Below are 24343 nucleotides of genomic sequence, written 5' to 3' on the forward strand. Positions count from 1 at the left end.
ATGTCTTCTCGTAAAGAGCTTGCCAACGCCATCCGCGCACTCAGCATGGACGCCGTACAAAAAGCAAATTCCGGCCACCCGGGGGCCCCTATGGGCATGGCGGACATCGCCGAAGTCCTGTGGCGTGACTACCTCAACCACAACCCGACTAACCCGCACTGGGCTGACCGCGACCGTTTCGTGCTCTCCAACGGCCACGGCTCCATGTTGATTTACAGCCTCCTGCACCTCACCGGCTACGACCTGCCGATGCGCGAGCTGGAGAACTTCCGTCAGCTGCATTCCAAAACCCCGGGGCACCCGGAGTACGGCTACACCCCAGGCGTTGAGACCACCACCGGTCCGCTGGGCCAGGGTATCGCCAACGCCGTTGGCTTCGCCATCGCCGAACGCACCCTGGCGGCGCAGTTCAACCGCCCTGGCCACGACATCGTCGACCACCACACCTACGCCTTCATGGGCGACGGCTGCATGATGGAAGGTATCTCGCACGAAGTCTGCTCCCTGGCCGGCACCCTCAAGCTCGGCAAGCTGACCGCCTTCTACGATGACAACGGCATCTCCATCGACGGCCACGTCGACGGCTGGTTCACCGACGACACCGCCCTGCGTTTCGAAGCCTACGGCTGGCACGTGGTGCGCAACGTTGACGGCCACAACCCGGACGCCATCAAGGCCGCGATTGAAGAAGCCCGCAAGGTGACCGACAAGCCGTCGCTGCTGATGTGCAAGACCGTTATCGGCTTCGGTTCGCCGAACAAGGCCGGCACCCATGACGTGCACGGTGCCGCGCTGGGCGCCGCCGAAGTGGCCGCCACCCGCGAAGCGCTGGGCTGGAAATACGCCGCCTTTGAAATCCCGCAGGACATCTACGCCCAGTGGGACGCCAAAGAAGCCGGTCAGGCCAAAGAAGCGGCCTGGAACGACAAGTTCGCCGCCTACGCCAAGGCCTTCCCGGAACTGGCTGCCGAGTTCAAGCGCCGCATGAACGGCGAGCTGCCGGCCGACTGGAAAGCCGACGCCAAAGCGTTCGTGGAAAAACTGCAGGCCAACCCGGCCAACATCGCCAGCCGCAAGGCGTCGCAGAACGCGCTGGAAGCGTTCGGCAAGGTGCTGCCGGAGTTCCTGGGCGGCTCTGCCGACCTGGCGCCGAGCAACCTGACCATGTGGTCCGGCTCGAAAGCGCTGAACGTTGACCCGGCGGGCAACTACATTCATTACGGCGTGCGCGAGTTCGGCATGACCGCCATCACCAACGGCATCGCGCTGCACGGCGGCTTCCTGCCGTACTCGGCGACCTTCCTGATGTTCGTGGAATACGCCCGCAACGCGGTGCGCATGGCGGCACTGATGAAGCTGCGCAACGTGTTCGTCTACACCCACGACTCCATCGGTCTGGGCGAAGACGGCCCGACCCACCAGCCGGTGGAGCAGCTGGCGAGCCTGCGCGTGACCCCGAACATGAGCACCTGGCGCCCGTGTGACCAGGTGGAATCGGCGGTGGCGTGGCAGTACGGTATCGAGCGCAACGACGGCCCGACCACCCTGGTGTTCTCGCGCCAGAACCTGACCCAGCAGCCGCGCACCGCAGAGCAGCTGGCGAACGTGTACCGCGGCGGCTACGTGCTGAAAGACTGCGCGGGCACGCCGGACGTCATCCTGATTGCCACCGGCTCCGAAGTGGGTATCACGGTGGAAGCGGCGGACACGCTGACCGCAGCGGGCCGCAAGGTGCGCGTGGTGTCGATGCCGTCGACCGACGCGTTCGACAAGCAGGATGCGGCGTACCGCGAGTCGGTGCTGCCGGCGGCGGTAACGGCGCGCGTGGCGGTGGAAGCGGGTATCGCGGACTACTGGTACAAGTACGTGGGCCTGAACGGCGCCATCGTGGGCATGACCACCTTCGGTGAGTCGGCGCCGGCGGAGCAGCTGTTCGCCGAGTTCGGCTTCACCGTGGACAACGTGGTGGCCAAGGCGCAGGCGCTGCTGAAGTAAGCGGCCGGGCGCAAGCCGATAAAAAAGCCGGTCATCGTGACCTAATGCCGATCGTTTAAGAACACTTGAACGATCCACTCAGTAAGAGACAATCCGGATTCAGCCCTCTGATTCCGGATTTTTTATGTCTGAACACGATATGGATTTCGTTGTTGATGTTTGCCCTTCTGAGCTTGATGCCTTTTCTCGTTCGCTCGATCCTGCCTGGATACATCAGGCCCTTACCGCATGCAACAAGGCCAGTATCCGCCGACGTCGCCTTCCCGCTGAGCAGGCTGTCTGACTCATTCTGATGATGGGCGTGCTGCGCGATTTGTCCATTAAAGATGTTTGCCACCATCTCGACATTGTTCTTACCCGATGACGGCTACCAGGCCCAGCCCCCAGTGTCCTTACGGCGGCGCGTCAGCGCCTAGGGGAAGCTTCCCTCCGGTATCTTTTTCATGCCTGTAATGAAGCATGGTTGCCTGCAGCACTGGGTAAGGAGGCGTTTCATGGATTACATATGTTGAGCGTCGACGGAACGCTGTTTCGTGCTCCAGACTCCCCGGAGAACGCCGCGGCTACGATCGCTACGACCGCGGTGAGCATGTCGACGGTGGACGAATAGCGGCTGAGATTGAGGAAGGTGAGGTGATCCACCTGACCTACGCCGACCAGGATTCTATTCCCATGTCACCGAATGCAGCAGCCGGCTATCACCGTTTTTTGCTGAAGCACTAACCTATGGCCACCGGTATGCCGGTGGCTTTTTTTCCCGTGGGGGAGGGGGATCCCGCCCCGGTCCGCGACAGGGTAGCAAAAGCGCCGTACCAGGCACAGGGGCGTGGCCGCTAACGCCCCGTGCGGTCAGTTTTCGCGCGTTTCGGTAGAATGGGCGTTTTACCGAAGAGTCTGGAGTGTTGCGGTAAACTTTACTTCTTTGCGCTATAAAACGATAATGATAATCACTTGTATTACAGTTGGAGCAAGGTAACAATGACTTGGGGATATTACCTAAAAAAAATGGTTTGGGGTGTAATCCCCATATTGCTCGTTTATTTAGATTGGCAAATCAACCAAGAAAACCAAAAATTAACATGCATGTTAATTTTCTCCATCACAAGTGGATTATTGTATCCATTTTCTAATAAAATAATGACGAAAATTGGTTTATTATTTGCCAGGAAGGAATTTTGGGAAAAAGATTTTTTTACAAGTGCCACAGGTGGAAGTTTACAGGCCATACTCTTTATATTTTGTTTCGTGTTCGCAATTCCAATGGTTCTGGGATTTTCAGCATATAAATTAGCAAAACACCTAGCCCGAATTGGCTAGGTGTTTGTTTATTCAGATTTTAAGTGCACTATTTATCTTCTCCACAAATTTTTCATCAACGAAGACACTGACCAGTGTCATCATGATGGCAAAACCGAAGATACCTAATGGTGTGCCAAGAATAATACTATATGCAAATGCAGTAATGGCAGTGGCGGCACGTCCAGCGGCTAAGGATTCCAATTTAACAAAAAATGGCCGCCAGTTATCTGTTTCTACAGCCTTTTTTAATTCCATGGCTGTATCATATACATCGATTGTATTTCCAATATATTTAAATGCTTTGCTGAACTTGGCGAAATTCCTCGCCATTTCATCACGTTTAAGCGACTCTAGCGCATGAGAGATAGCTTCTCGATCTTTAACACTGAATTTTTTATTCAACACATCCTTGTACTTCTCAAATGCTTTTAATGCTTCATCCGCGTTTTTGATGGTTTTGCCCTTTGCGGCATCAGCCAGTTCTTTGGCTACCTTGGCAGATTGTTCACCAAATTTTTCCGTTGTCTCTTTATAGAAATCAGCGGTGGCTTTTAATGCATCCTTAACCCGATCCTCTTCGGCTTTAGCTTCGGCATCTTTTTTAGCCTTCGCATTAGCCTCTTTTTTAGCCTGAACATCTGCAAGCGTTTTCCGCGCATTGTTAAGCGCATTCTCCGCATTGATCTTATCTCGCTCGGCCTGTTCAAGGCGGCTGGCAGCCTGATTTGCTGAGTCTCTTGCCGCATTCATCGCATTTGTTGCTGTATTTCTTTCATTTTCCAAACTGGAGATCAGGTCACTTGCGCCATTAAATTCTTTCCACCATGCTTCTTTACCATAATCAACTTCTGTGTTCCATTTTACGAATTCATCAAGAAGATCTTGATGCTTTTTTCTCTTTGCTTCAGCTTGTGCCGCTTTGTTTTCGTTATCTCGTGCTACACTCTCCGCTGTTACCCTATCGTTGTTGGCCTGATTAATACGATTTTGCGCATCATTAATCGCTTGTTGTGCGTTACTTTCGTTTTGATGAGCTTCACTCTCAGCATGATTTAAACCGACTTCGGTAGACAAGTCTAAATATTTAAGTCTATTTACCTCACTTTCCTTTTCACGCTGCTCATTTTCCAAACGTTCAACATTTTGTTTGGCCGTGTCAATTTCTGATTGGATTTTCTTCACTTCTTCCTGTTTTTTACCCATTTCATTTCTATTTAATGATTGTTGTTCCCTAACCCAGGATGTGGGTTTTTCTCTGGAGAAGAACCAATCTTCATTATTCAGTTTTAAATATTCTTGCTGCATTTTTCTTTTATTAGCTTCATTTCTCAGAACAGTGAGACGTTCTTTACTTACCTTTAACTTACTAATAATAGCATTGAGGTTTGCTTTTTCGAATTCAGTCTGTTGATTATTTTCGGCTTTCTTGCTTAATGCATCAATATCCTTTTGCATTTCCTTGATTTGGTTATCAAGGTCATTTTCTTTTTTAGCAGCAAAATCGATGGCTTTATCTGAATCTTCACGAAAACTATTTTTGGCTTCATTACTGAATGGCGTGACATCATCATCTTCAGGATCAAAAGCACTTATCGGTTTATTAATATCGGAAATTTTTTGATCCCAAATATGGGTAATATTACTCAATTCCTTCTGTCTATCAGGCAAACCGTCACCAACCCATCCTTCAACAACCATGTTGCCATCTGAGAGATCAAAACCTCGCTGCCATCCATGCCCATTCCAATAGTACCCCATTGAAGTCATTACATCGCGTTCATATTGAGTTGTATCTTCATATCGAGCCACAGTACAGTTCCCCTTTAAATGATAGTTGAAATCAAAATAGCTGTATATGCATACAGCTATGGCGTACTTTATGGTGTCCCTGTTTGCCAGTCAAGATAATGATTATCACTCTCATTTGTGTGAGGCATCACACACAACAAGCTATTGATGGTTATTTTCGGCTGTCTTTACGAAGGAAACGAGGGCAAGCTAAATGAAGGCAACCCTTCCAATATAAGCACAACGTATTGTTTATACTGTGCTTTAATAGGAAATTCGGTGGAGCGCTGATACTGGCTGCCTGATCAGCGTTTCTATGTTTACAGGCAGAGAGCTTGATTGGTTGACAAACGAGGCAAAATATTAATTGGTTCTCATTTCCCTCTGGATGGTGTCATCTCTAAGCGGCAATTCGGTAAAAAGGGATCCTGTACACCATTACTGTGTAAATGCCTTTGCTTAGAAGTGACCGTCCAGGCGGTCACCGAACTCGATAATAAAGCGGCTTATTGCCATACGCCAGTCCTTCAACGGCATGATCCATTTTTGCGAGGCTGCCTGGATCGCCAGCCACACCACCTTTTTGACAGCGTCATCCGTCGGGAACACTTTGCGCTTTTTCAGCGCGTGCCTGATTATGCTATTTAGCGACTTGATGGCGTTCGCTGTGTAGATAATCTTAATAATATCAGCTGGATATGTGAAAACCGTGGCAAGGTTGGCCCAGTTTGCCTGCCAGCTGCGGCTTATTTGTGGGTAACGGCTGTCCCAGGCGCTGGAGAACGCTTCCAACGCCTGCAAGCCAGCTTCTTCTGTCGCAGCCTGATAGATGGCTTTCAGGTCGCGGGTGACGGCCTTATAGTCCTTCCAGGAGACGAACCGCAAGCTGTTGCGTACCATATGCACGATGCACAGCTGAATGCGTGTCTGCGGATACACCGCGTTGATGGCGTCCGGGAAGCCTTTCAGCCCGTCAACACAGGCACTGAGAATGTCGTTCAGACCACGGTTTTTCAGCTCTGTCAGCTCTGTCAGCTCTGTCAGCACATTCAGCCAGAATTTTGCCCCCACGTTTTCAGCCAACCACATACCCAGAAACTCTTTATGGCCATCAATATTGATACCCAACGCCAGGAACACGGATTTGTTGATGACGCGACTATCTTGCTGCACTTTTAGAACGATATAATCAAGATAAACAATGGGATAGACAGCATTCAGTGGCCGATTTTGCCATTCGACAACCTGCTCAATGACGGCATCCGTCACCTTTGAGCTCAGAGCCGGCGAGACATCAGCATCATACAGCTCTTTAAACATGGCGGCGATCTCGCGGGTGGTCATCCCTTTGGCATATAAGGATAAAATCTGGTTATCCATCCCCGTGATCCGGGTCTGGTTCTTTTTAACCAGTTGAGGTTCGAAGGCGCTATCACGATCGCGTGGCGTACGTAGCTCCAGCGGACCATCGCCAGTGATAACGGTCTTTTGGGTATAGCCGTTGCGGGCGTTGGTCGCTGGTTTAGGCTGATTTTTATCGTAGCCGAGGTGATGGGTCATTCCGGCATTGAGCGCCGCCTCGACGCTGATTTTCTTCAGCAGGCGATCGAACTGGTTGAGATCCTCAGGGATTTTAAGGTTTCTGGCCAGTTCGTTAGCCAGAGCCTGCAACTGTTTTCGTCCGTAAATCAACCTTCTTTTGATGTTGAGTTGAACATATCAAAATCAGGCAATTACACAAATTATGTACAGGCTCAAGTTTAGGGTGTGTTTTGGCGAATACAAATCTAAACGTTCTGACTGCGGTTTTCTATTGGTTCACGCTAAAGCGCGATGAACCTAATGAGATGGTCACCCCCACCCTGTGAGCGGTACGCTGACAGGGTGTTTTTCTTTCCGGAGGGGATCATCATGCAAAACATTACGCTCATCGGTATCGACCTCGGCAAACATACTTTCCATGTCCACGCGCAGGATAAAGACGGCCATGCCTTGCTGCGCAAGAAGTTTTCTCGTACCCAGCTCACCGCTTTTCTCTCCACCTGCAGCGCGGCCACCGTCGTCATGGAGTCCTGCGCCGGCGCTCACTTTATGGCGCGCCATATCAGCCAGCTCGGCCATCAGGTTAAGCTCATCTCGCCCCAGTTTGTCCGGCCATTCGTCAAGAGCAACAAAAACGACTTCATCGACGCCGAAGCCATCTGCGAAGCCGCCTCACGCCCTTCCATGCGCTTCGTGACGCCAAGAACCGAAGACCAACAGGCAATGGCGGCGCTGCATCGTGTCCGAGATGCGTTCGTCAAAGAACGGGTAAAAACCACCAACCAGATGCACGGCTTTCTGTTGGAGTTTGGTATCAGCATGCCACGCGGTAGAGCCGTTATCCGACGCCTGACCGCCGTGCTCGAAGAGCATCCGTTACCGCCGTATTTAACCCGGCTGCTGCTGCAGGTCCGTCAACATTACGTCTATCTCAGCGAACAGATTGAGGGCGTCGAACAAGAGTTAAAAACGCATATGGCGGATGACGAGGCCACGCAGCGCCTGCTGAGCATTCCCGGCGTCGGCATGATAACCGCCAGCCTGTTGGCCACGAAGTTGGGCGATGGGAAAAATTATGCCGGCAGCCGGGACTTCGCCGCCTCGACGGGGCTGGTGCCGCGGCAATACAGCACTGGCGGGAAAAACACGCTGATGGGCATCAGCAAGCGGGGAGATAAAAATTTGCGTCGCCTGCTGGTCCAATGTGCCCGGGCCTTTATGCAGCGGCTGGAGCATAACCCGGGGCGTCTGGCTGAGTGGGTGAAGATTCAGTTGACGCGGCATCACTCGAACGTGGTGGCCTGTGGACTGGCCAATAAACTGGCCAGGATAGCCTGGGCTATCACGGCGCATCGCACCGTTTTTAGCCAATAAAAAGCGCTGGCAGTTAGAGCTGTCAGCGCTTTGGATACCCAGTTACGACCTGGTTTTGCGACGACTGATTATGATGACATGAACGGCACAGCGACCTGCTGATGAACCTGACATAAAAAATGGCTCTTTGAAGCCGAGACCCTTTTCAGGTTCAACAGGTGCGGACTTCATCGTGGCGCGGGTAACGCAGTGTTCCCCATCAGACGCCGTATAGATTTAAGCAAGCCCATCATAAATCAAAATCGGTGTTGCAAAAACGGGGATGACCATAGATTTTTATGGGCGGAAACCGCGTTTACGACGCGGTCTTGATGCTTTCGGCGCTGCGCAACCGGTCGTAAGCCGCCGCCAGCAACAGCACCAGCAGCGTAGGCTGCAGCCAGACCAGACCCTGTTCGGCCAGCGGCAGCTTATCGAACCAGACGGGCAGCAGGCTGCTGAAGCTGGAGGCCTTCAGGCCGTCGGCGAGGCCAAACACCAGGCTGGTAGCGATCACCGGCGCGAAGACGCGCTTGGCGCTGCGCCAGCGGTTCTGGCTGAAGCTGAGCAATACCAGCGCGATGCAGGGCGGGTAGATCGCCGTCAGCACCGGCAGCGAGACGCGGATCAGATTGGCCAGCCCCATGTTGGAAACCAGCATGGCGAAGAGGGCGAGGATAACCACCAGCGTGCGGTAAGAGAGCGGCAGGTAGCGGGAGAAGAAGTCCGCGCAGGCACAGGTCATGCCGACCGCCGTCACCAGGCAAGCGATGAACATCAGCACCGCCATAAAGACGCTGCCCAGATCGCCGAAGGTGTGCTGCACATAGGCGTGCAGGATTGCCGCGCCATCCTGAGCATCGTTCCCGACCAGGCTGCCGCTGCCGGCGCCGAGCTTGAACATGCAGATATAGACCAGAGTCAGGCCGACGCCGGCGATCAGGCTGGCCCAGAGGGTGTAGCGCAGCAGCAGGCCGCTGTCGCTGACGCCGCGCGAGCGGGCGGCGGTGACGATAATCGAGCCGAACATCAACGCCGACAGCGTGTCCATGGTTTGATAACCCTGAACGAAGCCGGTGGAAAACGCCGCGGCCTGATAGCTGCCGACGGCGGAGACCGGCGCACCGGCGGGCCAGACCAGGGCGGCGATGCCGAGCGCTGCCAGCGCCAGAATTTTCAGCGGCGCCAGAATGTGGCCGACGTTATCGAGCAAGCGGCCAGGATACAACGACACGACCATCGCTAGGGTAAAGAACAGCAGGCTGTAGATGAACTGCGGCAGGGCGCCGTCGCCGGTGAAGGGCGCGATGCCGAGGGCGAAAGAAACATTGGCGGTTCGCGGGGTGGCGAACAGTGGGCCGAGCGCCAGATAGCAGACGGTCGCCAACAGCAGGCCGGCTGTGCGGCCGATGGGGCCAGTCAGCAGGCTGATGCTGCCGCCGACGCGCGCCAGCGCGATCACGGCAATCACCGGCAGGGCGACGGCGGTCACCATAAAACCGAGGGCGGCCGGCCACAGATGCTCACCGGACTGCAGCCCCACCAGCGGGGGGAAAATGATGTTGCCGGCGCCGACAAATAGGGCGAAGGTCATAAAGCCCAGGGCGATAATGTCTTTCGGGGATAAACTCTTGGTCATAACGGTATGGCACTGCCTGTATTCATGAAATAAACGGCCTGGCTGCGGAATGAAGCACTGCAGGAGGAGGCGCGTGGGGCAGCGTAAGCCCGCAAAAATTTTCGTCCGGCAGGATATAATAATTCGGCGACAAAAACCTGATTAATCCCGCGCTGTTTACCCCGGCGTGAACCGGCCGCACAGAGGGATCCTGGCGGCCGGCCCGGCAGCGCGTTAGCTCGCGCGCGCCACCATGTCTATCGACAGCGGGATTTCGATATGCGGTTTAAAAGAGTCATACGCGAAGGAGACGTGGCCGTCTTCGACCGGTTTACGGGTGAAAAAGATCAGCATATCACGGGTCGAATGCCGGCGTTTGTCCTGCGCTTCCACCGGTGAGAGGCTGTGTTTGCGCTCATGGTCGACAATCAGCAGGGTATCGAGGAAATGCCGATGCTGTATTTCGCCCAAAATCCATTCCGGCCGGGCGCGATCGAATTTGATCCCGCTGGTTTCGCGCATATCGTGAATAAAGGTCTTGGCGCTGTCGTCGGTCATGTTGTCGCAGCCGAGGAAGGTCGTCATGGTGTGGTCGACGCCGTCGCTGTGTACGCCTTCCAGCGCCGGTTCGCCCAACATCTGCGGCGTGGTGACGGTGCGCAGGTTGAACACCGTGCAGACGAATTTGTTGATCTCCTGATTAAGCCGGGGGCGCGGCGTCACGCTCACGCCATCGATCACGTAGGCTTTGAATTTCATCAGTGCCTGAAATGCCGTATTCAACTGCAGATCGTCGTTGATGCCGCGGAAATGGCGCACCTTTCCCGAATCGTAGCGGATGAAGTCTTCCTCGACCGAGAGCACGAAAGGCTGGAACTCCAGCCGCTCAATCTGGGCGCGATCGAAGTCGAAGCAGAAGCGGCCGTTTCTGGACTTGCGGAAAGGCAGTGTGGGATCGTCCGCCAGATTGGCGCTGACCTGCTGCAGCCTGGCAAAATCTTCCGGCCGCGCGCCCAGCGCCAGCAGGATCGCTTGCATGGTGGCGCCGGGGATAAAGGCTGAACGGTGTTCCTGGTACGCCTTCTTAACTTCATCAAGCAGGGATAACTGTCGCATTTCTCGGTGGCCTCACGAATGATGTGGCGATTATAAAATCTTGCTGCCGATCTCCACGTCGACATCGGGTTTCAGCAAGACAGTGCCTTGATCCCGGGTGACCGCGGCAAGTACCAGCACTTCAGATTTAAATCCGGCAACCCGCCTGGCGGGGAAATTAACGACGGAGATGACTTTTTTTCCAAGCAGATCATCTTCCTGATAGTTTTCGCATAATTGCGCCGAGCTGTTTTTAATGCCAATTTCTTCGCCGAAATCAATGCGCAGCTTATAGGCGGGTTTTAATGCCTTGTCGTTATATTCCACGGAAATAATTTCGCCAATACGCATATCCAGTTTCATAAAATCAGTGATTTCGGCCATGAGTCAGTCCAGTTAATTAAGTGGCTTCAGGAAGGCTAGCAAAGGGGAATTATTCCGACAATGCCGCCAGGAGGGGAATAGTTATACCGGATGTAGCAATTAATTTACATTATCGTAACGTGGTGGAATTAATTATAAGCTTGGTGAATTATATAAGATTGAAACTTCATTATTTCCCGCAATTATGTTCACCACGCCTGCTTGGTGCCAGCGTCGATACTGTTAAGCCCGTGTTAAATTGGTTAGTATGCTCTGCATTAATTCATCAACGGCATTTTTTAGGTAGTGATATGGAAATAACCCAGCGCGAAAAACGCGATCGGCGAAAGGCATTTATTGCGCCGTTTTTCCTGATATTAATTTGGTCGACCGGTTTTATTGCCGCGCGGGCGGTGGCGGATCATGCCGATCCCAACCTTTTCCTGACCTTTCGCTTTTTGATCGCCGCGGCAGTATTCGCTCTGCTGGCGCTGCATTGCGCCTGGCCCAAGGGGCGACAGTTCGTAATGCACCTGCTGACCGGCATGTTGATGAACGGTGTTTACCTTGCCGCAAGCTGGTGGGCGGTGGCGAACGGCCTGGCGGCCGGAGTGATGTCGCTGATCGGCGGATTGCAGCCGCTGTTTACCGCGCTGATTTTCGCGCTGGTGCTGCGTAAGCCGATCGGGTTACGTTCCTGGGCCGGGCTGGCGGTCGGTTTTATCGGCGTTGCGCTGGTGCTCTCCCCGCGGCTGACCGGCATCGACGTCGGCAATATGGCGCTGCTGCCGATCCTGATGGGGTTTGGCAGCATCGTTGCGCTGACGATAGGCATCATGGTGCAGAAGTCTTCGCTGGCGGCGGCCGATCTGCGGGCGGCAGGCGCCATTCAGCACCTCGGCGCGGCGATCGTGACCGGCGTACTGGCGGCCGTAATGGGCTCAGGCGCCTGGGACAATTCGCCAACGCTGTGGTTCTCGCTGCTGTGGTCGGCCGGCGTGTTGTCGCTGGGCGGCACCGCGCTGTTCATTTGGATGGTGCGCCACGGCGATTTGACTCGCATTACCGCGCTGATGCTGCTGGTGCCGCCGGCGGCGGCGCTGCAGGCTTACGCGCTGTTTGGTGAGGCGTTGTCGCTGGTGCAGCTGGCGGGATTTGTTCTGACGCTGCTGGGGGTTGCCATCGTACAGCGAATTCGCCTGCTGCGGCGCTCTCACCTGGCCGAATAGTCTGCGATAGGAAGTGCTGTAAAGCCCGCGCTGCCGGGCTTTTTATTGGCTGAAAAACGTCCAACCTCACAAAACCGAAAGATAACAAGCAACGCCGTTGCCTCGTCATAAATATTAACTGTATGTTAATTTTTGGTTTATTAAATGTGATCAGGGGATGGATGATGATGAAAAAAATCAGCGCGACCGTAGCTGCTATCACCTTACTGGGCTCCGTTTCCGCCTATGCGGCCTTCCCGGCGGGCTACCCCGCCGACTATCAGAAACTGGTCGACGGCGCGAAGAAAGAAGGCAAGGTGGTGATTTATTCAACCACCGACACCAAGGCGGCGGCGCCGCTGATCCAGGGGTTCGAGGCGTTGTATCCGGGCATCAAGGTCGAATACAACGACATGAACAGCACCGAACTGTATAACCGCTTTATCAGCGAGCAGGCGGCCGGCGGCACCAGCGGCGACCTGGTCTGGAGCTCGTCGATGGACACCATTTTGAAACTGGCGGGCGATTACGCGCAGGAGTATGCCTCTCCGGAGCGGGCTCAGCTGCCAAAATGGGCGGTATGGCAAGATAAAGTGTATGGCACCACCTATGAGCCGGTGGTGTTTATCTATAACAAACGGCTGATCCCGCAGGGCGATGTGCCGGATTCACACGCGGCGCTGGCTAAACTGATCGCCGGCCAGACGGACAAATTCAAGAAGAAAGTCACCACCTACGACATCGAAAAATCCGGCGTCGGCTTCATGCTGTCGGTGCAGGACTTCAAGGCCGATCCTAACTACTTCAAAACGCTGGCCGACGTGGCCAAGGGCGGGCTGGCGGTGCAATCTTCCACCGGCACCATGATGGAGCGCGTCTCCTCCGGTGAAAACCTGATCGGCTTCAATATCCTCGGTTCATACGCCGAGGCCCGCGCCAAGAGCGATCCGTCGCTCGGCATCGTCTATCCGAAAGACTATACCCTGGTGCTGTCGCGCGTGAGCTTCATCAGCAAAGAGGCCGGCAACCCTAATGCCGCCAAGCTGTGGTTCGACTACGTGCTGTCGGAGAAAGGGCAAAATATTCTCGCCAATCAGGCGGATATCCCCTCGATCCGCAACGACATCGAAGGCAAGAACGACATCGATGGCATGACCAAGCTGTTGGGTAACGCGCTCAAGCCGATCCCGGTCGATGACAGCCTGCTGGAATATCTGCAGCCGGCCAAACGTCTCGACTACATCAAACAATGGCGCGCCGCCGCGGCGAAATAACAGGGACTGCATTCGGACGCGCGCCTGCCGCACGGGCGCGCGCCCTTTGGTCGTCGTTTACAACCATAGGGAGCATTTATGCAAGCATGGCGCAGAAAGTGGCAGAGCCTGCCGCGCGGCCTGGTGGTGTTGATAACCGCGCTGGTTATCTATGTCCCCCTGTCGTTTATCATCATTCAAAGCTTCCTCTCGGCTCCGTTTTTCTCTCCCTCCAAGGTCTTCAGCCTGGAGGCCTTCGAGTTCATCTTTACCGATCCGGATTTCTACAAGGCGCTGAAAAGCGGCTTTATTCTGGCATTCGGCCTGGTGATTATCGCCATCCCGCTCGGCGGCATTTTGGCCTTTCTGATGGTGCGCACCGATCTGCCGGGGCGGCGGATCATCGAACCGCTGATTCTGGTACCGATCTTCGTGTCGCCGATGGTGCTGGGTTTCGGTTACGTTGTGGCGGCAGGGCCGGTCGGCTTCTTCTCGCTGTGGGCGGAAGCGTTGCTGGGTTTCGTGCCGTGGAACATCTATTCGATGGCCAGCATCGTGGTGATAGCCGGGTTGACGCACGTGCCCCACGCGTATCTGTACATCTCCTCGGCGCTGCGCAGCGTGGGCTCCGACGTTGAAGAAGCGGCGCGCACCGCCGGCGCTACGCCGCTGCAGGTGATGACCGCCGTCAGCCTGCCGATGGTGCGGCCGTCTATCTTGTACGCCGGGGTGCTGCTGTTCTTCCTCGGGCTGGAGGTTTTCGGCCTGATGCTGGTGCTGGGCGATCCGGAAGGCAACCTGGTGCTGGCGACCTACCTGTATCAGTTGACCAACAAGCTGGGCACGCCTTCTTACCACCTGATGGCGGCGGTAGCGGTGGTGCTGATCTGCATCACCATTCCATTGGTGATGCTGCAGCGCAGGCTGATGCGTACCGCCAACCGTTTCGTCACCGTCAAGGGCAAAGCCTCGCAGGCGCGCGCGCTGCCGCTGGGCAAATGGCGCTGGGTGGCCGGCGCGGTGGTGATGTTCTGGCTGACCGTGACCATCGGCGTGCCGCTGATCGGCGTAGTGCTGCGCGCCTTTATCTCCAACTGGGGCGTGGGCGTGTCTGTCTGGGACGAACTGTCGATCAACACCTTCCGCACCATCTGGGCGCAACCCAACCTGCTGCGCGCCATCGTCAACTCGATGGCGATCGGGGTGATCGGCGGGGCGCTGGCGGTGGCGTGCTATCTGTTTATCGGCATTGCCATGCACCGCAAGCCGGATGGCGCCACGCGCTTCCTCGACTACAGCGTGCTGGTGCCGCGCGCGGTGCCGGGGCTGTTGGCCGGCCTGGCGTTCCTGTGGGTGTTTCTGTTCCTGCCGATGTGGTTGGACAAATCGCTTAAGGAAGGCTGGCTGTCAGTGCTGCCGATGGCCGAGTGGCTGCGCGAGAACGTGATCGTCTGGTTGCGTTCGCTGCGCAGCACCATCTTCAGCGTCTGGCTGGCCTACACCGTGGTGTGGATGGCTTACGGCCTGCGGCTGATCTCTTCTACGCTGCTGCAGGTGGGACCGGAGCTGGAGGAGGCGGCGCGCAGCGCCGGCGCCAGCCGCGGTCAGATCACCCGCCACGTCACCATTCCGCTGTCGCGCTACGGCCTGATCGGCTCCTGGTTGCTGATGTTCCTGATCTTTGAACGCGAATATTCCACCGGGGTGTATCTGCTGTCTCCGGGCACAGAAACCATCGGCTCGATGCTGGTTTCCCTGTGGGCCGCGGGCGCTATCGATATCGTCGCCGCGCTGTCGTTCATCAATATCCTGCTGGTGGTGTTGGGGCTGGGGATCGCCTTGCGCTTTGGAGCGAAATTACATGATTGAACTTTCGGTAGAGAATCTGCATTTGACCTATGGCGACAACCCGGTGTTGAAAGGGGTGTCGATGGATCTGAAACGGGGCGAAGTGGTCTCGCTGCTGGGCCCGTCGGGCAGCGGCAAAACCACGCTGCTGCGGGCGGTAGCCGGGCTGGAGAAACCGAGCCAGGGGCGGATCGTCATCGGCAACAGCGCGGTGTACAACGGCAGCGCACGCAGTGAAATTCCCGCCGAAGAGCGCAATCTGGGGCTGGTGTTTCAGTCCTACGCCCTGTGGCCGCATAAAACGGTGTTTGAGAACGTCGCTTACCCGCTGAAACTGCGTAAGACTGCCTCGGCGGAAATCGCCCAGCGGGTGCAGGCGGTGCTGGATCAGCTCGGGCTGGGGCATTTGGCCAAACGCCATCCGCACCAACTCTCCGGCGGCCAACAGCAGCGCGTGGCGATCGGGCGCGCGCTGGTCTACAACCCGCCGGTGATCCTGCTGGATGAGCCGCTGTCCAACCTTGACGCCAAGCTGCGCGAAGAGGCGCGAGTATTCCTGCGCGAGTTGATCATCAAGCTGGGTCTGTCGGCGCTGATGGTGACCCACGATCAGAACGAGGCGATGGCCATTTCCGATCGCATCCTGCTGCTCAATAACGGCAAAATCGAACAGCAGGGCACGCCGCAGGAGATGTACGGTTCGCCCACCACGCTGTTCACCGCCGAGTTCATGGGCAGCAACAACCGGTTGCCGGGCAAGGTCGTCGCGCTGGAAGGCGATCGGGCGCGCATCGAAGGTAAGGATTGGGCGCTGTGGGGCAAAGCGGGCGAAGGCGTGCAGGTCGGGCAGGAGGGCACGGCGGTGATCCGCGTCGAGCGCGTGCGGTTGGGTGAAGATCCGCAGGGCAACCAGCTTGAGCTGCCGTTGCTGACCAGCATGTATCTCGGCGATCGCTGGGAATACCTGTTCCGCACCGTGGCCGAAGATTTCGTGGTGCGTGCCTATGGCCACGAGGCGCGCGATCAAACGCTGTGCCGGCTCTCCCTGCCGGCCGAGCATTTGTGGATATTCCCGAAAGCCTAATCAGGACGCCCGCCGATGCGGGCGTTCCTTTTACAAATCCAGCACCAGCCGGCTGCCTTTGGCGCGCGAGCAGCAGATCAACAGGGTCTGCTGCGCCGTGCGTTCTTCCTCGCTGAGATATTGATCGCGGTGATCGGCTTCCCCTTCGATGATGCGGGTTTCGCAGGTGCCGCAAATGCCTTCGCGGCACAGGCACTCGACCTTGGCCGCCTTGCTGTTTTCCAGCGCCTGCAGGATGGTCATGTCTTGCGCGACTTCAAGCTCAATACCCGATCGAGCCAGCACCAGTGTAAAGGCGCCCCCCGCCGTGTCTTCGGCGGCAAAGGCTTCGCTGTGCAAGCGACCGGCATCGATACCCCGTTCGGCGGCGATCCGGTAGACCGCTTCGTTCAGCGCCGCCGGGCCGCAGACGTAGATATGGGCGCCGGGTTCCACATCGGCCAGCGTGCGCGCCAGATCCAACCGGCCGCCAAGGCTGGAGACATGGCAACTGACGTTGTCGGCGAACGGCGCTTGCATCAGCTGTTGCTGGAAGGCGTTGTGCTCTTCACTGTGGAAGCAGTAGTGCAGATGGTAGCGTTGGCCGCTGCGTTGCAGCTCATGCAGATGGGCCATAAACGGCGTGATGCCGATGCCGCCGGCGATCAGCACGTGATGTTGCGCTTCCGGCGCCAGCGCGAACAGGTTATTCGGGGTGCTGATGGTCAGCGTATCGCCGACCGCCAGCCGGTCATGCATGAAGTCGGAACCGCCTTTGGAAGGAGACTCGCGCCGAATGGCGATCTGGTAATGCTCGAGTTCGAACGGTGAGCTGAGCAGCGAATAGGCGTTGCTGTAGCGCTGCTCGCCGTCCTGCATTTGCACGATGATGTGGCTGCCGCCGCTGAAGGCGGGCAGCGGCCGGCCTTGCGGATCCGCAAGGGTAAAGCGCTTGACCCGTGCGGTGACGGTTTCGATGTCGACGATGCGGACATCAAGCATCTGATAGCTGGTCATTCATTGGCTCCAAAGCGCGGGCGTCCCCGCGCATGAAAAAGTTATACCGCCTGGCACAGGTATTTGAGCTCCAGATAGTCTTCGATGCCGTATTCGGAGCCTTCACGCCCCAGCCCCGACTGTTTCACCCCGCCGAACGGCGCCACCTCGTTGGAGATAAGCCCGGTATTGATGCCGACCATGCCGTACTCCAGCCGTTCCGAAACGCGCCAGATGCGCGCCGCATCGCGGGTGTAGAAGTAGGCGGCCAAGCCGTAGATGGTGTCGTTGGCCTGACGGATCGCCTCGGCTTCGTCATCGAACACCACCAGCGGCGCGACCGGGCCGAAGATTTCCTCTTCCAGCAGCAGCGAGCCGGGCTGAACGTCCCCCAGCACCGTCGGCGTGAAGAAATTGCCGCCCAGCGCGTGCGGCGTGGCGCCGGTCAGCATCTGAGCACCTTTGCTCAGCGCGTCATCGAGCAGCTCCAGCACCTTGTCGCACGCCTTGCGGTTGATCAGCGGGCCGATCTGCACGCCGGGTTCGAAACCATTGCCGACCTGCAGTGCCGCCACGCGGGCGACAAACTTCTCGGCGAACTGCGGGTAAACGCCGCGCTGCACGTAGAACCGATTGACGCAGACGCAGGTCTGCCCGGCGTTACGGTATTTGGCGATCAGTGCGCCTTCCACCGCGGCATCGATGTCCGCATCGTCAAACACGATGAACGGCGCGTTGCCGCCCAGCTCCAGCGACACTTTCTTGATGGTGTCCGCGCTCTGGCGCATCAGCAGCCTGCCCACCGGCGTGGAGCCGGTAAAGCTGAGTTTGCGCACCTGCGGGTGGCGAGTCAGCTCGGCGCCGATCGCCTGCGAGTTGCCGGTCACCACGTTGAATACCCCGGCGGGAATGCCGGCGCGCTCGGCCAGTTCGGCCATCGCCAGCGCTGAATAAGGGGTTTCGTTGGCGGGTTTGACCACCAGCGTACAGCCGGCCGCCAGCGCCGGCGCGGCCTTGCGGGTGATCATCGCCGCCGGAAAGTTCCAGGGCGTGATCGCCGCGCACACGCCGATGCCCTGTTTCAGCACCATCAGGCGTTTATCGCTGCTCGGCGACGGAATGATGTCGCCGTTGGCGCGCTTGGCCTGTTCGGCGAACCATTCGATAAAGGAGGCTGCGTAGCGGATCTCACCCAGCGATTCCGCCAGCGGTTTGCCTTGCTCCAGCGTCATCAGGTTGGCCAGATCCTGCTGGTGCTCCAGCATCAGTTCGAACCAGCGGCGCAACAGCTGCGCGCGCTGTTGCGCCGGCAGCGCGCGCCAGCCTTCCAGCGCCTGCTGGGCGGCGTCGATCGCCTGTTCGGTTTCGGCCGTCGCCATGTTGGGCACGCTGCCGATTGGCCGGCCGGTGGCGGGATCGCTCACCGGCAGGGTTTCCTGGTTGTCGGCGTCGCGCCATTGGCCGTTGATATATGCCTGTTGGCGGAATAGCGCCCGATCGGAAATTTTCACAAGAACCTCACAAGTCAGGGGAAAGGGGCCCGCGGGCCCCGTCGCATCAAGGTTGATAAACCTGCGCCAGCAGGTTGTGGAAGTGGGCGATGCCGTGTTCGCTGACGCCGCTGCCGGCGCCGTCGGCCATGATGCGCCCCTGGCCGCGATAGCCGCGCGACTTCAGGCCTTTTTGCACGCTTTCCACCAGCCGCAAATCTTCCGGGCGGAACACGTCGCGGTACCAGTCGATCAGTTTGAGCTGTTCGTCGCTCAAATCGGTGTTGGTGAAGTAGATGTCGTAGTGCTGCAGGGTGGTTTCCGCATCGACCGGGAACTCATAGATCACCGTCATCATGCCTTCCAGCGGCGGCATGTTGAACATGGTGCACGGCCACAGCCAGATGCCGTGGAAGCTGGATTCTTTTCCCTCTTCAAACTTGAACGACTGCTCGGAAGGGCGGGCGTAGCCGAACTGCAGCGTCCAGTTGCCGTGCAGGGTGTGCCAGTAGCGATCGACCTGCACCGAGTCGGCGAAGCCGGGGTGTGCCGGGCCGCAGTGGTAGCACTCGAGGTAGTTGTCGACGATGTTCTTCCAGTTGGCCGGAGTGCGGGTGACGAAGCGTGCCGCCAGCTTGAGATCGTCGACCTGCGGGCAGGCCTCGCGCACTTTGGCGCCGAGGCCCGGCAGTTGGTCTTCCACCGTGCCGGCCTGCGAGTCCAGATTGACGTAAATAAACCCGGCGTACTCTTCGACCCGCACCGGCATCAGGTGCGAGTTTTCCTTATCAAAGTTCTGCACGTTTTCGCAGTTGCGCGCGTGCGCCAGTTCGCCGTCCAGCTTGAACGCCCAAGCGTGATAAGGGCAGGTGATGACGTTCTTCGCCCGGCCGTCGCCCGCCAGCAGTTGGTGGCCGCGGTGCGGGCAGACGTTGTAAAAGGCGCGCAGCACGTTGTCGCGGCCGCGCACCACCAGAATGTTTTCACCGATGATCTCGCGGGTGATGTAGTCGTTCGGTTGGGCAAGCTCGCTGCGGTGCGCCACACAAATCCAGCTGGTGGCGAACACCTGCTCTTTTTCGTGCTCGAACGCCGCCTGGTGGGTATAGAACCGGGCTGGAATGGTGTAAGCCTCGCGGGCGTCGGCGCAGAAATCTTTCGGTAAGGTAAATTCAGGGATCAGAGTGCTCATAAGTTAACCTTCCTCTTTTCTTATTGTCATTTCGCCATAGGGCGCGGTTGATACGACGATGGAGCGGGGAGTTCGGCGGCCGCCGGTGCTTCGGGCAGCGCCGGCGGGCTGCTTTCGATCAGGTGCGCCGGGATGGCCGCGTAGTCCTGCTTTAGCCAGCGGGCAAAGCCGTAGGTTTTCACCAGCAGCACCAGCAGGAACGGCAGCGCGGTCAGGATCACCGTGGTTTTCATGGTGTCCAGCGAGGCGCCGGTAAACAGGATCGACAGCGGGATCAGGGTGATCACCACGCACCAGAACAGGCGCAGCATCGGACTGGGATCTTGCCCCTCCTGCAGGTTGCGGGTGCTGGTGGCGGCCATGGTGTAGGCCACCGCGTCCATGTGCGAGGCCAGGAAAATGATCATGATGAACAGATAGGCGGCCAGGAACAGCTTGCCGAGCGGCAGCGCCGTCAGCAGCATCTGCACGGCGGTTTCGCCACCCTGGATGCTGAGGATCTCCGGCACGTTGAGCTGCCCGCTGATGAACTGGTGCATGGCGTAGCTTTCCAGCGAGCCGAAGAAGAACCAGCAACCGAGGGTGCTGCCGAGCAACAAGGCCCAGATCACCTCTTTAATCTTGCGGCCGCGCGAGACGCGGGTGACGAACATCGCCACGCCCGGGGTATAGGAGATCCACCACAGCCAGTAGAACACCGTCCAGCTGCGGCTGAAGCTGCCGTCGCCCATCGGATCGGTGAACAGGCTCATCTGCAGGAAGTTTTGCGCCGTCAGGCCGATGGCGTTGATGGTGTTGTTGATGGTGAACTCGGTCGGGCCGACCAGCAGCACCAGCCCGGCGAAGGCGAAGGCGCCCCAGCCGACCATTTTGCTCAGGCGCTGCATGCCGCCGTCGATGCCGATGTAAGAGCTGAGACAGAAGATCACCGCGGCCAGCAGGATCACCGTCGCCTGCACCACGAAATTGTCCGGGATGCCGGTCAGTGCCGTCAGCCCACGGGTAAAGGTAGAGGCCGTCAGCACCAGTGAAATGGTGAGGGCGCCGACGGTGGCGACCAGGAAGATCAGATCCACCAACCGCCCGATCGGGCCGTTGGCGCGCACACCGGTGATGGCGGAAATGATCCCCGATAGGCTGAGCCCTTTGTTCTTACGCACGTGGAAGTGGTAGGCCATGATCAGCGAGGCGAGGGCATAGGTCGCCCAGGCGCTCAGGCCCCAGTGGAAGAAGGAGTAGCTGATGCTGTATTCCAGCGCCTTCGGGGTGCGCGGCGCGATGTTCAGCCCCGGCGTCTGGTAATAATACGCCCATTCCATCACCCCCCAGTACAGGGTGGACGAGCCCAGGCCAGCGCAGATGAACATGAACAGCCAGGCTAACGTGGAGTACTGCGGTTTGCCTTCGCCGAGGCGGATGTTGCCGTATTTGCTCAACGCCAGATACAGCACCACCAGCAGGGCGATCAGCACCAGGATTTGAATGGTTGAGCCGAACAGCCGGGTGACGCCGTTGAAAATGGTGTTGGCGATAAGCGCGGATTGAGCTGGAAAGAGCATCAGGCAAATGGCGATCAGCGCAATACTGCACAGGCTGATGGCGATGAGCGTGACATCCTTTTTAGGGGTGCTCTGCATGGGAGTGAACTCCTGTTATCGGTGGTGGGCCGGTGCGCGAAGCGTAGGGTGCGCCCGGGCCTTATTGGTTTGAACCCTTTGTTTTGTTACACCGCGAGGAGCAACCGCCCCGGCAGAACGCCACCGGAAATGTTTACTCTTCATTAACATTTTTGAGTGTGCACAAATTACGGGAGGGCCACAATTGGGGCATCTGTAAAAGGATAAAACACAGTATGTAAACAATTTGTTGTGATCTTGGCCGGGGTATTGGCGTGCTTTCTGCGGTGGTTTTCAACGGATTTGCGGCGGCGATCGAAGCGGAAAAGCGGACATGGCAAAGCAGGGCGCGAAAACGCGCCCTGCGCAGGAAAATCAGCGGTGTTTAGCGTTGCAGCAGGGCGGCGATCGCCTGGCCGACTTGCTGAGTGGAGGCATCGCCGCGCATATCCGGCGTGCGCGGCCCGTCGGCGATGATGCGCTCGATCGCCTGCAGGATGCCGTCGTGTGCCTGGCGGTAACGGGCATCGCCGTCGCCGAGGAAGTCCAGCATCATCGCGCCGCTCCAGATCATGGCGATCGGGTTGGCGATGTTTTTGCCGAAAATGTCCGGCGCCGAGCCGTGCACCGGCTCGAACAGCGACGGGAAGTTGCGCTCCGGGTTCAGGTTGGCCGACGGCGCAATGCCGATAGTGCCGGTGCAGGCCGGGCCGAGATCAGACAAAATATCGCCGAACAGGTTGGAGGCCACCACCACGTCGAAGCGTTCGGGGTTCAGCACGAAGCGCGCGCATAGAATATCTATGTGCTGCTTGTCCCAGGCGATGTCCGGATACCGGCGCGCCATCTCCGCCACGCGCTCATCCCAGTACGGCATGCTGATGGCCATGCCGTTGGACTTGGTGGCTGCGGTCAGGCGCTTGCGCGGGCGCTGTTGCGCCAGCTCAAAGGCGTACTTGAGGATGCGGTCCACGCCCTGACGGGTGAAGACCGATTCCTGGATCACCATCTCGCGTTCAGTGCCTTCGAACATCCGTCCGCCGAGCGAGGAGTATTCCCCTTCGGTATTTTCGCGCACCACGTAGAAATCGATATCGCCCGGCTGTTTGTTCGCGAGCGGGCAGGGCACGCCGGGAAACAGCCGTACTGGGCGCAGGTTGACGTACTGCTCGAAGTCGCGGCGGAATTTCAACAGCGACCCCCACAGCGAAATGTGATCGGGCACCGTATCCGGCCAGCCGACGGCGCCGAAGTAGATGGCATCGAAGCCCTTGAGCTGCTCAAACCAATCGTCCGGCATCATCTGGCCGTGGTGCTGGTAGTAGTCGCAGCTGGCCCACTCGAAAGTGTCGAATTCCAGCGACAGATCCCAGCGCGCCGCCGCCGCTTGCAACACTCGTATGCCTTCCGGCAACACTTCCCGCCCGATACCGTCCCCGGGGATGGCGGCAATTTTATAGGTTTTGCTCATACAGAGGTCTCATTTGTAGGTAGGGGAGATTGACAACACTCTTATCCTATAATTGACTAACTGTTAATCAACCCTGAAAACGGTGAAACATAAAACACGAATCATGAACAATATGCCGATCCTGAGTGACCTGCGGGTGTTCGTGCTGGTGGCGCGCCGCGCCGGGTTTGCCGCCGCCGCCGAAGAGCTGGGCGTGTCGCCGGCCTTTATCAGCAAACGCATTGCGTTGCTGGAAAAAGCGCTGGACGTGTCGTTGCTGCACCGCACCACGCGGCGAGTGGCGATCACCGAAGACGGCGAACGCATCTACGAATGGGCGCAGCGCATTCTCAACGACGTCGATCAGATGATGGACGAGCTGTCCGAGGTGCGTCAGGCGCCGCAGGGCATGCTGCGCGTGGTCAGCAGCTTCGGCTTCGGCCGGCGTTTCGTGGCGCCGGCGCTGTCGGCGCTGGCGCGGCAGTACCCGCAGCTGGAGCTGCGGCTCGACGTGTCCGATAGGCTGGTGGATCTGGTCAGCGAAGGGTTCGATCTGGATATCCGCATCGGCGACGATATCGCTCCCAATCTGATTGCGCGCAAGCTGGCGGACAATCAGCGCATCTTGTGCGCTTCGCCGGCGTACCTGCAGCGCCACGGCGTGCCGAAAAACCCGGCGGAGCTGGCGGGCCGCACCTGTTTGGTGATCAAGGAACGCGATCACCCGTTCGGGCTGTGGCGGCTGCAGGGGCCGGGCGGCGAAGAGACGGTGAAGGTGACGGGGGCGCTGGCGTCGAACCACGGCGAGATCGTGCACCAGTGGTGTCTGGACGGGCAGGGCGTTGCGCTGCGTTCCGCCTGGGACGTAAAAGAGAACATCGACAGCGGCAGATTGGTGCACATCCTGCCGGAGTATTATCAGCCGGCCAACATCTGGGCGGTGTACGTTTCCCGGCTGGCAACGTCGGCGAAAGTGCGGGTGACGGTCGAATTTTTGCGCGACTATTTTCGTGAGCACTACGGCGAAACGGGGCCGGCGAGCGAAAATTCGTCGCGGTCTTGAGGCCAAAAATGTGCGCCAGATCATCTTATGCTCGTAAAACTCCCCTCCGTTACCTGAGGAACTGTCGCACCTGTTCCTTTTGCCAAAACTTTGGTTTATGCTCAGCTGAAG

19 protein-coding genes are annotated in these 24343 nt (G+C 57.7%); 9 read left to right on the forward strand and 10 right to left on the reverse strand.

Annotated elements, in window-relative coordinates; all coding sequences use genetic code 11:
• From tkt to QMZ29_RS25845, 3 genes are all read left to right on the forward strand, one after another.
• The gene (tkt, locus tag QMZ29_RS17105) at positions 1-1995 is read left to right on the forward strand and encodes a transketolase (RefSeq protein WP_049296211.1); all 1995 of its coding nucleotides are present in this window, start codon (positions 1-3) and stop codon (positions 1993-1995) included.
• A 124-nt stretch (positions 1996-2119) separates the two neighbouring features.
• Positions 2120-2278, forward strand: a complete 159-nt coding sequence (locus QMZ29_RS17110) for a transposase domain-containing protein (protein ID WP_254599043.1) — start codon at positions 2120-2122, stop codon at positions 2276-2278.
• A 695-nt stretch (positions 2279-2973) separates the two neighbouring features.
• Positions 2974-3312 carry a colicin E1 family microcin immunity protein gene (locus tag QMZ29_RS25845; protein WP_173888410.1) on the forward strand — a complete coding sequence of 113 codons (339 nt, stop codon included), beginning with the start codon at positions 2974-2976 and terminating at the stop codon, positions 3310-3312.
• Positions 3313-3324: 12 nt separating this feature from the next.
• Here QMZ29_RS25845 and QMZ29_RS17120 read toward each other — a convergent pair whose 3' ends face one another.
• Positions 3325-5103 (reverse strand): colicin-like pore-forming protein, encoded by a 1779-nt coding sequence (locus QMZ29_RS17120; RefSeq protein WP_261426741.1) that lies wholly within the window; start codon positions 5101-5103, stop codon positions 3325-3327.
• Positions 5104-5541: 438 nt separating this feature from the next.
• Positions 5542-6771 carry an IS256 family transposase gene (locus tag QMZ29_RS17125; RefSeq protein ID WP_197770615.1) on the reverse strand — a complete coding sequence of 410 codons (1230 nt, stop codon included), beginning with the start codon at positions 6769-6771 and terminating at the stop codon, positions 5542-5544.
• 222 nt (positions 6772-6993) lie between these two features.
• On the opposite strand from QMZ29_RS17125, the gene QMZ29_RS17130 reads away from it, so the two are divergent.
• Positions 6994-7998, forward strand: a complete 1005-nt coding sequence (locus QMZ29_RS17130; RefSeq protein WP_173888412.1) for an IS110 family RNA-guided transposase — start codon at positions 6994-6996, stop codon at positions 7996-7998.
• A 295-nt stretch (positions 7999-8293) separates the two neighbouring features.
• Here QMZ29_RS17130 and brnQ read toward each other — a convergent pair whose 3' ends face one another.
• The 3 genes from brnQ to QMZ29_RS17145 all read right to left on the reverse strand — a co-directional run bounded on the left by brnQ (position 8294) and on the right by QMZ29_RS17145 (position 11074).
• On the reverse strand, positions 8294-9616 hold the full coding sequence (gene brnQ, locus QMZ29_RS17135) for a branched-chain amino acid transport system II carrier protein (protein WP_025304192.1): 1323 nt from the start codon (positions 9614-9616) through the stop codon (positions 8294-8296).
• 213 nt (positions 9617-9829) lie between these two features.
• Complete coding sequence (locus QMZ29_RS17140; RefSeq protein ID WP_025304191.1) at positions 9830-10711, reverse strand: 2OG-Fe dioxygenase family protein; 882 nt, start codon at positions 10709-10711, stop codon at positions 9830-9832.
• A gap of 30 nt (positions 10712-10741) precedes the next feature.
• The gene (locus QMZ29_RS17145; RefSeq protein WP_025304190.1) at positions 10742-11074 is read right to left on the reverse strand and encodes a tRNA-binding protein; all 333 of its coding nucleotides are present in this window, start codon (positions 11072-11074) and stop codon (positions 10742-10744) included.
• A gap of 290 nt (positions 11075-11364) precedes the next feature.
• On the opposite strand from QMZ29_RS17145, the gene QMZ29_RS17150 reads away from it, so the two are divergent.
• From QMZ29_RS17150 to QMZ29_RS17165, 4 genes are all read left to right on the forward strand, one after another.
• Positions 11365-12282, forward strand: coding sequence for a DMT family transporter (locus tag QMZ29_RS17150; protein ID WP_060434959.1), 918 nt, complete (start codon positions 11365-11367; stop codon positions 12280-12282).
• Positions 12283-12446: 164 nt separating this feature from the next.
• Entirely contained in the window at positions 12447-13535 is a 1089-nt protein-coding gene (locus QMZ29_RS17155; protein ID WP_043142713.1) for an ABC transporter substrate-binding protein, read from the forward strand.
• 78 nt (positions 13536-13613) lie between these two features.
• Entirely contained in the window at positions 13614-15383 is a 1770-nt protein-coding gene (locus QMZ29_RS17160; protein WP_261426746.1) for an ABC transporter permease, read from the forward strand.
• Positions 15376-16446, forward strand: coding sequence for an ABC transporter ATP-binding protein (locus QMZ29_RS17165; RefSeq protein ID WP_043142690.1), 1071 nt, complete (start codon positions 15376-15378; stop codon positions 16444-16446). Before QMZ29_RS17160 ends, QMZ29_RS17165 begins: the two co-directional genes overlap by 8 nt.
• A 30-nt stretch (positions 16447-16476) precedes the next feature.
• On the opposite strand, the gene QMZ29_RS17170 is transcribed toward QMZ29_RS17165, so the two are convergent.
• From QMZ29_RS17170 to QMZ29_RS17190, 5 genes are all read right to left on the reverse strand, one after another.
• Entirely contained in the window at positions 16477-17442 is a 966-nt protein-coding gene (locus QMZ29_RS17170; RefSeq protein WP_147823243.1) for a PDR/VanB family oxidoreductase, read from the reverse strand.
• 41 nt (positions 17443-17483) lie between these two features.
• Positions 17484-18932, reverse strand: a complete 1449-nt coding sequence (locus QMZ29_RS17175; RefSeq protein WP_173888415.1) for an NAD-dependent succinate-semialdehyde dehydrogenase — start codon at positions 18930-18932, stop codon at positions 17484-17486.
• A gap of 46 nt (positions 18933-18978) precedes the next feature.
• Positions 18979-20103 (reverse strand): aromatic ring-hydroxylating oxygenase subunit alpha, encoded by a 1125-nt coding sequence (locus tag QMZ29_RS17180; RefSeq protein WP_025304183.1) that lies wholly within the window; start codon positions 20101-20103, stop codon positions 18979-18981.
• Between the two features lie 26 nt (positions 20104-20129).
• A complete protein-coding gene (locus QMZ29_RS17185) occupies positions 20130-21740 on the reverse strand; it encodes a BCCT family transporter (RefSeq protein ID WP_261426749.1) in 1611 nt (536 codons plus the stop codon).
• Positions 21741-22104: 364 nt separating this feature from the next.
• Positions 22105-23190 carry a tartrate dehydrogenase gene (locus QMZ29_RS17190; RefSeq protein WP_025304181.1) on the reverse strand — a complete coding sequence of 362 codons (1086 nt, stop codon included), beginning with the start codon at positions 23188-23190 and terminating at the stop codon, positions 22105-22107.
• An 82-nt stretch (positions 23191-23272) separates the two neighbouring features.
• Here QMZ29_RS17190 and QMZ29_RS17195 point away from each other — a divergent pair, with 82 nt between their 5' ends.
• Complete coding sequence (locus QMZ29_RS17195; protein ID WP_269149643.1) at positions 23273-24232, forward strand: LysR substrate-binding domain-containing protein; 960 nt, start codon at positions 23273-23275, stop codon at positions 24230-24232.
• Positions 24233-24343 lie beyond the last annotated feature (111 nt).

The organism is Serratia sp. PF-27 (assembly GCF_030053255.1).
GTDB classification, from domain to species: Bacteria; Pseudomonadota; Gammaproteobacteria; order Enterobacterales; family Enterobacteriaceae; genus Serratia; species Serratia bockelmannii.